Source organism: Paraburkholderia sp. BR10872 (genome assembly GCF_040965835.1).
Lineage (GTDB): Bacteria > Pseudomonadota > Gammaproteobacteria > Burkholderiales > Burkholderiaceae > Paraburkholderia > Paraburkholderia nodosa_A.
The window spans coordinates 20,256-27,688 of the sequence record NZ_JBFRCN010000077.1 but is presented as its reverse complement, the minus strand read 5'-3'; the positions used below and the strand labels follow the sequence as shown (position 1 = coordinate 27,688).

The 7,433-nt window shown below is 66.5% G+C and carries 7 protein-coding genes; all 7 read left to right on the top strand.

Translation table 11 applies throughout. From position 1 onward, the window contains the following. On the top strand, nucleotides 1-689 hold a 689-nt coding region (locus AB4Y43_RS36890), incomplete at its 5' end, for a TatD family hydrolase (protein ID WP_368730035.1). 67 nt (nucleotides 690-756) lie between these two features. Next, nucleotides 757-1,482, top strand: coding sequence for an ankyrin repeat domain-containing protein (locus AB4Y43_RS36885; protein ID WP_069268071.1), 726 nt, complete (start codon nucleotides 757-759; stop codon nucleotides 1,480-1,482). 83 nt (nucleotides 1,483-1,565) lie between these two features. Continuing rightward, on the top strand, nucleotides 1,566-1,928 hold the full coding sequence (locus tag AB4Y43_RS36880) for a Rap1a/Tai family immunity protein (RefSeq protein WP_028207010.1): 363 nt from the start codon (nucleotides 1,566-1,568) through the stop codon (nucleotides 1,926-1,928). 205 nt (nucleotides 1,929-2,133) lie between these two features. Beyond that, nucleotides 2,134-3,444, top strand: coding sequence for a mechanosensitive ion channel family protein (locus AB4Y43_RS36875; RefSeq protein WP_368730034.1), 1,311 nt, complete (start codon nucleotides 2,134-2,136; stop codon nucleotides 3,442-3,444). Between the two features lie 42 nt (nucleotides 3,445-3,486). Continuing rightward, nucleotides 3,487-4,893, top strand: coding sequence for an alpha,alpha-trehalose-phosphate synthase (UDP-forming) (gene otsA / locus AB4Y43_RS36870; protein WP_069268069.1), 1,407 nt, complete (start codon nucleotides 3,487-3,489; stop codon nucleotides 4,891-4,893). A gap of 103 nt (nucleotides 4,894-4,996) precedes the next feature. Then, a complete protein-coding gene (locus AB4Y43_RS36865) occupies nucleotides 4,997-6,163 on the top strand; it encodes an AAA family ATPase (protein ID WP_368730033.1) in 1,167 nt (388 codons plus the stop codon). Nucleotides 6,164-6,353: 190 nt separating this feature from the next. Next, entirely contained in the window at nucleotides 6,354-7,421 is a 1,068-nt protein-coding gene (locus AB4Y43_RS36860; protein ID WP_069268067.1) for a glycosyltransferase family 4 protein, read from the top strand. The last annotated feature ends 12 nt before the right edge of the window (nucleotides 7,422-7,433 follow it).

Below are 7,433 nucleotides of genomic sequence, written 5' to 3'. Positions count from 1 at the left end.
CGCTGTGCGTGTCGGTGGACCTCGAGACGCTGCCTTCGGTGCTCGACATCGCGAGCCGTTACGAGAACGTCTACGCGTCGGTCGGTGTGCATCCCGACCACGAGCACATGCGCGAGCCGACCGTGGCCGAGCTGGTCGAACTGGCTGCGCACCCGAAAGTGGTGGCGATCGGTGAAACGGGGCTCGATTACTATCGCCTGGGCGAGCGCACGATCGCCGACATGGAATGGCAGCGCGAGCGCTTTCGCACGCACATTCGCGCGGCGCACGCCACGGGCAAGCCGCTCATCGTCCATACGCGAGCCGCTTCGGACGACACCCTGCGCATCATGGAAGAGGAGCGCGCGGGCGAACCGGGTGGCGTAATGCATTGCTTCACGGAGCCGTGGGCGATTGCCGAGCGCGCACTCGCGCAGAATTTTTACATCTCGCTTTCGGGCATCGTGACGTTCAAGAGCGCGACCGATGTGCAGGAAGTGTCGCGCCGTGTGCCGATCGAGCGTCTTTTGATCGAAACCGATTCGCCGTACCTCGCGCCGGTGCCGTTTCGTGGCAAACCCAATGAACCTGCGTACGTGAGCCATGTCGGAAGATTCATTGCGCAGCAACGCGGATTGCCGGACGCCGAACTTGGCGCTGTCACCACGCAGAACTTTTTCCGGCTCTTCAAGATCCAGCCGCAGGCCTGAATCGCGAACCGCGTGCTGTCAATGATTTTAAATATCAACGAGATAGCAGATAACGTTAAGGCTTGACATGAACTCGAAACCGCTTCCGCACGCCGCCAACCCTGTCCGCCGTACTGCCGCCGCGCTCGTGCTCGGCGTCGCCGCCACCCTGTTCGGCGCCGCGGCGCATGCCGCTCCGATCGACTCGCTCATCAAGAGCGTCAAGTTCGACGACGACAAGGGCGTGCAAAAGGCGCTCGCTCAAGGCATGGACCCGAATGCCACCGACGACCAGGGCATGCCGCTCCTCGTGCTGGCCGCGCGCGAGAAGTCCGACAAGGTCGGGGCCGTGCTGCTCGACAACCCGAAGACGAACATCGCCGCTGAAGACCGCGCAGGCGAAAACGCGCTGATGCTCGCCGCGCTCAACGGCGACGTGGACTTCGTGAAGCTCCTCATTACCAAGGGTGCCGAGGTCAACAAGAAGGGCTGGACGCCGCTGCACTACGCCGCCGCGAACGGCAACGACGACGTCGCGAAGCTCCTGATCGGCTATTCGGCCGACGTCAACGCGCTGTCGCCCAACGGCACGACGCCGCTCATGATGGCCGCACGCGGCGACCATCTCACGACGCTCCAGATGCTGCTCGAGCACGGCGCGACGCTTGGCGCGAAGAACCAGATCGGCATGACGGCGCTCGATTTCGCGCGCCAGTACAAGGCGCCGGATGCGATCAAGGACCTCACGGCGCGCATGACGCAGGCTGGCCTCTCCACGGCGAGCCCGGCAGCGCCGCAAAACAGTGCAAAATAATGGGGTAAGACGGCCGCACTGCACCAACGCGGCCGCCCGGCGGCGCTCGATGCGCCGCTCCCCATGACAACTCAAGGAGAACCATGCTGCGGGTTCTGATCTGTGCGGGCGCGATGGCGTTGCCGCTCTCCGCTTTCGCATTCACGGCAAGCGACCTCAACCGGCTCTGCACGAAGACCGACGTGGCTTCGCGCAGTGCATGCGCTGCCTATATCGAAGGTGCCGCGGACGGCATCTTCAACACCATCGACGCCATCGGCGGCACTACCGGGCCGCGCGTGGGTCAATACTTCTGCCTGCCGCCCGATGCGCGCTCGGCGCAACTCACCGACGCGGTGCGCAAGTACATCGCCGACAACCCGAACGTGGCCGGCTACAACGCCAGTACTGCCATTTCGCTCGGGCTGGGCAAGGCGTTTCCCTGCAAGACCGGCAACGGGAGTTGAAGCCGGCCGGTTCGAGTCGTAATCCGTAGTCCGTAGTTAGATATAGCTGCAAACACGGCGCGGCACCGACCGCCGCCGCGCCGTTCATCATCGAGGCCGCAGCGGGGCCAGCGTTCACCCTCGCCGAGGCCGTCCGCGGGCCTGCGCCCGTGCCGTTTCCAAGAGTCGCCCTTTGCTCAGGATGCTCAGGAGGAACTGGCCGCAGATGCCGACACTCGACGATCTCTCCCATTTCACCGACGCGCCGCTGCACGACTGGCTCGGCACGTTGCTCGTGAGCGCGCTCGCGCTCGTTTTCGCGTTCGGCCTGCACTGGGTCGGCGGCCGCGTCTTGCTGCGCATCGCGCGCCCGTATCCGCGGGTCAGCGTGTTCCTGCGCTATATCCGCAAACCGGCGCTCGTCGTGCTCGCGATCCTCGCGATCGAATTCGTCTGGTGGCAGGCGCCCGACACGCTCCGGCACATCAGCGGCCTGCGCGAGCTGTGCGCGTTCGCGCTGATCGCCGCGATCACCTGGCTTTCGGTGCGCTGCGCGGCGGCGATCGGCGAGGCCATCATCGCCGCCCATCCGCTCGACATCGCCGACAACCTCCAGGCCCGCCGCATCCACACCCAGGCCCGCGTGCTCGCGCGTACGGTGATGGTGCTGATCATCATCGTGGGCGTGGGCGCGGCGCTCATGACCTTCCCGAACGTGAGGCAGATCGGCGCGAGCCTGCTGGCTTCGGCCGGGGTTGCCGGTCTCGTCGCCGGTATCGCGGCACGCCCCGTGCTAGGGAATCTGATTGCCGGTTTGCAGATCGCGCTCTCGCAGCCGATCCGGCTCGACGACGTGGTCGTGATCCAGGGCGAGTGGGGGCGCATCGAGGAAATTACCGGCACCTATGTTTCGGTGCGGATCTGGGACCAGCGGCGGCTCATCGTGCCGCTGCAATGGTTCATCGAGAATCCGTTCGCGAACTGGACGCGCAGCAGCTCGCAGATCATCGGCACGGTGTTTCTGTGGCTCGACTACCGCATGCCGCTCGCGCCGCTGCGCGAGGCGCTCGCGCGCATCGTCGACGGTGCGCCCGAATGGGACCGCCGTGTGCAGGTTTTACAGGTCACCGACGCCAACGAGCGCGCGATGCAGGTGCGCGTGCTGGTGAGTTCGCGCGACTCCGGCCTGAACTTCGATTTGCGCTGCCGCGTGCGCGAAGGGCTGCTCGATTTCGTCAACGAGCACTATCCGCAGTTCCTGCCGCGTGCGCGCGCTGAAGTTTCGGCGGAGCTCGAAAGCAGCACCGGGGAACTGCCGTCCTTCGTGCGCCGCCCCGCGCGGCAGGCGGCGGCGAGCACGGCGGCCCATACGGAGGCGGATCCCGTGACGGGCACGCGCGTGCCGGGAGACGGCGAGGAGCTGGAGACGCACCGCCCGGCGCGGCCGGCATCCGAAGCGGCTAAGGGGGCCGAGGCAGCGCAAGCCACCGACGCCCGCGAGCCGGCGACCGAAAGCCGCCGCGATAATGGTGGATAACCGCTGTCAGCGGTCGAGAGGGAAAGGAGGAGGAACAGCAAGATGGGCAGACTGATAGTCGTCTCGAACCGCGTGGCGACGCCGACGGAGACCAAGGGCTCGGCAGGCGGCCTCGCGGTCGGCGTATTCGGCGCGCTGAAGGACGCGGGCGGCGTGTGGTTCGGCTGGAGCGGCGACGTGGTGAGCGAGACGGTGGCGAACGCGGGGCCGACGCTCGTCGAAGAAGGCCACGTCACCTTTGCGACCGTCGGCCTCACGCGCAAGGACTACGATCAGTACTACCGCGGATTCTCGAACGCCACGCTCTGGCCGGTGTTCCACTACCGCAACGACCTCGCGCGCTACGAGCGCGACGAATACGCGGGCTATCGCCGCGTGAACGCGTGGCTCGCGCACAAGCTCATGAAGCTGATCCACCCGGACGACAACATCTGGGTGCACGACTACCACCTGATTCCGTTCGCCGAGGCGCTGCGCTCGGAAGGCGTGCGCAACCGCATCGGCTTCTTCCTGCATATTCCGTTTCCATCGCCGCAGGTGCTGCAGACCATTCCGCCGCACGACGAACTCGTCAGGTCGCTGTGCTGTTACGACCTGCTGGGCTTCCAGACGCAGAACGACCAGCAGGCTTTCCACGACTACATCGCGCGCGAGGCGCGCGGCAAGGTTCGCGAGCGCGCAGAGAATCCGGAGCACGGCGAGGTCGAGGCGTATGGCCGCAAGCTGCGCACGGGGGTCTACCGCATCGGCGTGTTTCCGGACGAGATCGCCGAGCAGGCCGCGCGCTACGAAAGCCGCCAGCACGTGCTCGACCTCAAGCAGAGTCTCGAAGGGCGCAAGCTCATCATGAGCGTGGACCGGCTCGACTATTCGAAGGGGCTTGTCGAGCGTTTCCATGCGTTCGAGCAGTTGCTGGAAACGTCGCCCGAATGGCGCGGCAAGGTCACGCTCGTGCAGATCGCGCCGCCCACACGCTCGGATGTCGCGAGCTACAAGGTGATACGCGAGGAACTGGAGCGGGAAGCCGGGCGCATCAACGGCCGCTACTCTGGCCTGGATTACACGCCGATCCGCTATCTGAGCCAGCAGTACGACCGCTGGAAACTAATGTCGCTCTTTCGCGAGTCGCAGATCGGCTATGTGACGCCGCTGCACGACGGCATGAATCTCGTCGCCAAGGAATACGTGGCCGCGCAGAATCCCGGCGATCCGGGCGTGCTCGTGCTGTCGATCTTCGCAGGCGCGGCGGCCGAACTCACGGGCGCATTGCTCGTGAATCCTCATGATGCGACCGGTATGTCGGAAGCGCTGGAACGCGCGCTCTCGATGCCGCTCGAAGAGCGCCAGGCGCGCTACCAGACCAACATGGAGGCGCTCAGACGCAACGACCTCGGCGTGTGGCGAGACACCTTCCTGCGCGACCTCGCGGCGGTGCCCCAGCCGCGCTGAACGATACGGGGCACAGGCGGTTCGCGCGCCGGCACGATTGCGTATGATGCGTGGCTGATCCACGCATCCGCAGTGCGACTGCCATGCCACCCCGCGCACCTTCATGCTGACTACGCTCGCCATCGCCAACTACCGCTCGCTGCGCGAGCTCATCGTGCCGCTCGGTGCGCTCAACGTCGTGACCGGTCCGAACGGCAGTGGCAAGTCGAATCTCTATCGCGCGTTGCGTCTGCTCGCGCTCACCGCCCGCGGCGGCGTGATCCCGTCGCTGGCGCGCGAGGGCGGCCTGCAATCCACGCTGTGGGCGGGCCCCGAGCGCTTCTCGCGCGCCGTCACCGCTGGGGAATACGCGGTGCAGGGCACGGTACGCAAGGATGCGGTGAGCCTGCGCCTGGGCTTCGCGGGCGACGCCTTCGGTTACGCGATCGATCTGGGATTGCCGCTGCCTTCGTCCACTTCGCAGTTTTCGCTCGACCCGGTGATCAAGCGCGAGTGCATCTGGAGCGGGCCGATCCTGCGGCCCTCGGCGTTGCTCGTGGATCGCCAGGGGCCGATGATCCGCATCCGCGACGCCGCGGGCGAATGGACGACGCTCGCGCAGCCCGTGGCGAGCTTCGACAGCATGATGACCGAGTACGCCGACCCGCGCAGCGCACCCGAAATGATCGCCGTGCGCGAGCAGATTCGCTCGTGGCGTTTCTACGACCACTTCCGCACCGACGAGCACGCGAGCGCGCGCCAGGTGCAGATCGGCACGCATTCGCCGGTGCTCGCCGACGACGGCGCCAACCTCGCCGCCGCGCTGCAGACGATCCGCGAGATCGGCGACGGCGAGGCGCTCGATACCGCCATCGGCGACGCCTTTCCGGGCGCGCGCGTCGAAGTCGTGAATCACGAAGGGCGCTTCGAGGTAGCGCTGCGCCAGGAGGGGCTATTGCGGTCGCTGCGTGGCGCGGAGCTCTCGGACGGCACCTTGCGCTATCTGCTGCTCGCGGCGGCGCTGCTGAGCCCGCGGCCGCCGGGCCTGCTGGTGCTCGACGAGCCCGAGACGAGCCTGCATCCGGACCTGCTGCCGTCGCTCGCGCGGCTCATCGCGCGGGCGTCGCGGCACTCGCAGGTCATCGTCGTTTCGCACGCGGCGCGGCTCGTGGCGGCGCTGGAGCGCGAGGCCGGCAGCCAGTCGGTCGTGCTCGAACGGCGCCTCGGCGCAACCGGGTTCGGCGACCCCCATACGCTCGACGTGCCGGCCTGGAAATGGCCCGCCAGATAGGCCGGTAGGGAAAACGCAGGGGTTGTTTCGGCATGTAACACCGTATAGAAATTGAAAGACTGGCGGCGCGCGAGCCCGGCTTGCCGAATAATGGGACAACTGCTGCGTCGCCGATGGCCGCCCGGACCTGGCTTAGAATGACCGGCACCGCAAGAACGGGCAACGCGGCCCCGTTTCCTGGAGACACACGATGAGAATTGCGCAGATCGCCCCGCTGACCGAATCGGTCCCGCCGAAGCTCTATGGCGGCACCGAGCGCGCCGTGTCGTATATCACTGAAGCGCTGGTCGAACTCGGGCACGACGTCACGCTGTTCGCGAGCGGCGATTCGCTCACGAGCGCGAAGCTCGAGCCCGTGTGGCCTCGAGCGCTGCGGCTCGACCCCGGCATCCGCGACCGTATCGCACCGCACATGCTCCTCATGGAAATGGTGCGCCGCCAGGCCGACCAGTTCGACGTGTTGCATTTCCATATGGACTACTACTCGTTTTCGGTGTTCAAGCGCCAGGAAACGCCGTTCGTGACGACGCTGCACGGCCGTCTCGACCTGCCCGAGCAGCAGCCCGTCTTCGATACGTTCAACACCGCGCCCGTCATCTCGATCTCCAATGCACAGCGCCAGCCGATGCCGCAAGCGCGCTGGCTGCGCACGGTCTACCACGGCCTGCCCGAGACGCTCTACACGCCGCAGCCTGTGGAGCAGCGCTATCTTGCGTTTCTCGGCCGTATTTCGCCGGAAAAACGCGTCGACACGGCGATACGCATTGCCGGGCGCTGCGGGCTGCTCATCCGGATCGCCGCGAAGGTCGACGAAGCCGACCGCGAGTATTTCGAGCGCGACATCAAGCCGTTGCTAGCGCTGCCGCACGTCGAGTACGTGGGCGAGATCAACGACAGCCAGAAGGCCGAATTCCTCTCCGGCGCCCATGCGCTGCTGTTCCCGATCGACTGGCCGGAGCCGTTTGGCCTCGTGATGATCGAGGCGATGGCGTGCGGCACGCCCGTGATCGCGTTCAATCGCGGCGCCGTACCGGAGGTGGTGGAAGAGGGCGTGACGGGCTTTATCGTCGAGGACGAGATCGGCGCCGTGGCGGCGGTGAACCGCATCGCGCGCGTTCCGCGCGCCGGCGTGCGGCGCCGCTTCGAAGAGCGTTTCACCTCGCACCGCATGGCGCAGGAGTACGTGCAGGCGTACGAGGCGGTGATTCGCGCGAACAAGCGTTCGCGCTTCAAGGTGATCGATACGTCCGCGAGCTGAGCGCACGGACGT

Coding starts and splice junctions, on each gene's coding strand:
- AB4Y43_RS36860 (WP_069268067.1), top strand. CDS start 6,354: ATGAGAATTGCGCAGATCGCCCCGCTGACCGAATCGGTCCCGCCGAAG.
- AB4Y43_RS36880 (WP_028207010.1), top strand. CDS start 1,566: ATGCTGCGGGTTCTGATCTGTGCGGGCGCGATGGCGTTGCCGCTCTCC.
- AB4Y43_RS36865 (WP_368730033.1), top strand. CDS start 4,997: ATGCTGACTACGCTCGCCATCGCCAACTACCGCTCGCTGCGCGAGCTC.
- otsA (WP_069268069.1), top strand. CDS start 3,487: ATGGGCAGACTGATAGTCGTCTCGAACCGCGTGGCGACGCCGACGGAG.
- AB4Y43_RS36875 (WP_368730034.1), top strand. CDS start 2,134: ATGCCGACACTCGACGATCTCTCCCATTTCACCGACGCGCCGCTGCAC.
- AB4Y43_RS36885 (WP_069268071.1), top strand. CDS start 757: ATGAACTCGAAACCGCTTCCGCACGCCGCCAACCCTGTCCGCCGTACT.